We start from the raw sequence: 3,137 nt of genomic DNA, 5'->3' as shown, positions 1-3,137 counted from the left end.
ACGACGCTCTTCCGATCTGCCGACCTCGTCCATGCCCGCGACGAGCCGCGCGCCCTCCCGCAGCAGCACGCGCTCGTGCCGCAGGTGCGGTCCGCTGCGCGGCTTCACGCCCCTCGCGGCACGAGGCGCGGCGGTGACGAGGTCGGCGGTCACGACGGGTCCGGGACGTCCTCGAACGTCGCCGACGGGTTGCGCAGCAGCCCGGCGCGGTCGAGCGGCCACACGGTGACGAACGCGACGCCCACGACGTTCTTGATCGGCACCGCACCGCCGCCGGGCTTCGCCATGTTGAACCGCGAGTCGAGCGAGCGCTGGCGGTTGTCGCCCATCACCCACAACGACTCCGGTGCGACGGTGACGTCGAACGGCACGTCGCTCGGGATCGCGCCGGGCGCGACGTACGGCTCGTCGATCGCGACGCCGTTCACCGTCAACGGCCCGCCCGCGACGCACGCGTCGTCGCACACCACGTGGTCGCCGGGCAGCCCGATCACGCGCTTGACCAGGTGCTCACCCGCGTCCTGGGGGTACAGCCCGATGAACGTGAGGACGTCCCGCACGACCTTGTTGACGCCCGTCGGCGCGACCTCCTCGGCGCCGTTGAGCCAGCCGCCCGGGTCCTTGAACACGACGATGTCGCCGCGCCGCAGGTCGAACGGGCCCGGGGTCAGCTTGCTGACGAGGATCCGGTCGTCCTCGATGAGCGTGTCGTGCATCGAGGGGCTCGGGATGAAGAACGCCTGGATGAGGAACGTCTTGACGACGAGCGACAGCGCGAGGGCGCTGACGAGGATGATGACGGTCTCGCGGAGCATCGACAGCGCGCCGTTGCGCTGCCGCTTCGCGACGTGCCGGTTCCGGCGCGAGCGCCGGTCGTCGGGGGCGTCGTCGCCCTGCGCGTGGTCGTCGGTGGGCGGGGGCACGAGGCCCTCCCGCGGCCAGGGGGTGCGCCGGGGCTGCTCGTGGACTCCCTCGGCGGGACGGTCGATCACCCGCACACTCTCGCACGCCGCAGGGCCGTTCGTGTACCTGACCACGACACGGTCACGGGGCTCCTGTGACCCGGCTGTGAGGGGTCGGTGCCGAGGCCCGCGGCGGGCGCGGGGACGCGCGCGCGAGCGCGGGCGGAGACGGTCCGGCGAGCGTGCGGAGACACCGACGGGCGGCCACCCCGGAGGGTGACCGCCCGTCGTGGAGCGTCGAGCGGGCTCAGCCCTTCGACGGCACGCTCTCGCGCTTCTCCTTGATCTTGGCCTTCTTGCCGCGCAGGCCACGCAGGTAGTACAGCTTCGCGCGACGGACGTCACCGCGGGTGACGACCTCGACCGACTCGAGCGACGGGGAGTGCACCGGGAAGGTGCGCTCGACGCCGACCTGGAAGCTGATCTTGCGGACCGTGAACGTCTCACGGACGCCGGCGCCCTGGCGGGCGATGACGACACCCTGGAACGCCTGGACGCGCGAGCGGTTGCCCTCGACGACCTTGACGTTGACCTTGACGGTGTCACCGGGGCGGAAGTCCGGGACGTCGTTGCGCAGCGAGGCTGCGTCGAGCTGGTCGAGCGTGTGCATGTGTGCCGCTTCCCCGCCCTGCCACAGGTCAGGAACGTTCTCGTGGGCGCCCCGGCCGCGAGGGGCGGGCGCCTGCGATGGTCTGGTTCCGGTGCGTCCGGGGCCGAGCGATCGGCGGTTCCCGGTGGGCCGTGGGCCGTCTCCCCTGTGGCAGAGACGCGACCTGCGCGCACCAGCCGACAAGTCTGCCACAGGGGCGCCTGCCCGCGGAAATCGCGTCAGGCGCCGGCGGTCACCGGACCGTCCGGCTCAGCAGGCGTCGCCACCTGCGGCTCCGCGGCGCCGGCCGGCCACCCCGCCGCGTCGAGCGTCGCGCGGTCGTGCGCGTCGAGCTGGTCCGGGGCGAGCGCGTCGAGCAGGTCGGGACGCCGCGCCGCCGTGCGGACGAGCGCCTGGTCCCGCCGCCAGCGTGCGATACGGCCGTGGTGCCCGGACAGCAGCACGTCCGGCACGTCGAGGTCGGCCCAGGTCGGCGGCTTCGTGTACACGGGGTACTCGAGCAGCCCGGCCGCGCCGTGCGACTCCTCGACGAGCGACTCCGGGTTCCCCACGACGCCCGGGAGCAGCCGCGCGACGGCCTCGACGAGCACGAGCGCCGCGACCTCCCCGCCGTTGAGCACGTAGTCGCCCAGGGAGAACTCGCTGACCGTCACCCCGGAGCGGGTCGCGTAGTGCTCGGCCACGCGCGCGTCGATGCCCTCGTACCGGCCGCACGCGACGACGAGGTGCGTCTCGGTCGCGAGCCGCTCCGCGGTCCGCTGCGTGAAGCGCGCGCCCGACGGGGTCGGCAGCAGCAGGTGCGAGCCCTCGTCGAGCAGGTCGTCGAGCGCCCTCCCCCACACGTCGGGCCGCATCACCATCCCCGCACCACCGCCGAACGGGGTGTCGTCGACGGTGCGGTGCCGGTCCGACGTCCAGTCGCGCAGGTCGTGCACACGCAGGTCCAGGAGCCCGACGGTGCGCGCCTTGCCGACGAGCGAGAGGTCGAGCGGCGCGAGGTAGTCCGGGAAGATCGTGACGACGTCGACGCGCACGTCAGGCCTCGTCGTCCGCGCCGTCGCGCGCGCCTGCGGCGCCGTCGCCCCGCGTCTCGTCCGACACCACGAGGTTGGCGGCGTCCGACGCGAGCAGCCCGCCCGGCGGGTCGAGCACGACGCGCCCGCCGGCGACGTCGACCACCGGGACGATCGCCCGGACGAACGGCACGAGCGTGCGGGCGCCGTCGGTCTCCCGGACCACCAGGACGTCGTGAGCCGGCGCGTGCTCGAGCCCGACGACCTCACCGAGGACCCGGCCGTCGACGTGCTCCGCGCGCAGGCCGGCGAGCTCGTGCGGGTACCAGGCGTCCTCGTCGTCGTCGGAGTCGTCCGCGTCGACGACGAGCGTCACCCCGGTCAGCGCCTCGGCGGCCGTGCGGTCGCCCGCCTCCGCGAACGTCACGTACCAGCGGCCCTGCTGCACGCGCGTGCGGACGACCGTGAGCGGCCCCGCCGACGCCGGCTCCGTCGCGAGCACCGTGCCCGCCGCGAGCCGGTCCTCGGGCGCGTCGGTGCGCAGGTCGAGCG

At 74.1% G+C, this 3,137-nt stretch carries 4 protein-coding genes; all 4 read right to left on the bottom strand.

Features of this window, described 5'->3' with window-relative positions; genetic code table 11:
• Positions 1–149: 149 nt before the first annotated feature.
• Positions 150–923: a signal peptidase I gene (gene lepB, locus HGA02_RS14470; protein WP_343035489.1), complete on the bottom strand. Its 774-nt coding sequence runs from the start codon at positions 921–923 to the stop codon at positions 150–152.
• 286 nt (positions 924–1,209) lie between these two features.
• Complete coding sequence (gene rplS / locus HGA02_RS14465) at positions 1,210–1,572, bottom strand: 50S ribosomal protein L19 (protein ID WP_168679676.1); 363 nt, start codon at positions 1,570–1,572, stop codon at positions 1,210–1,212.
• A 218-nt stretch (positions 1,573–1,790) separates the two neighbouring features.
• Positions 1,791–2,606 (bottom strand): tRNA (guanosine(37)-N1)-methyltransferase TrmD, encoded by an 816-nt coding sequence (gene trmD, locus HGA02_RS14460; RefSeq protein ID WP_168679673.1) that lies wholly within the window; start codon positions 2,604–2,606, stop codon positions 1,791–1,793.
• 1 nt (position 2,607) lies between these two features.
• The coding region (rimM, locus tag HGA02_RS14455) for a ribosome maturation factor RimM (protein WP_168679671.1) at positions 2,608–3,137 on the bottom strand (530 nt) is incomplete at its 5' end.

It is taken from the genome of Cellulomonas septica, from assembly GCF_012396155.1.
Lineage (GTDB): Bacteria > Actinomycetota > Actinomycetes > Actinomycetales > Cellulomonadaceae > Cellulomonas > Cellulomonas septica.
The sequence above is the reverse complement of the archived record's forward strand: the minus strand, read 5'-3'. Positions and strand labels throughout refer to the sequence as shown.

Coding starts and splice junctions, on each gene's coding strand:
- rplS (WP_168679676.1), bottom strand. CDS start 1,572: ATGCACACGCTCGACCAGCTCGACGCAGCCTCGCTGCGCAACGACGTC.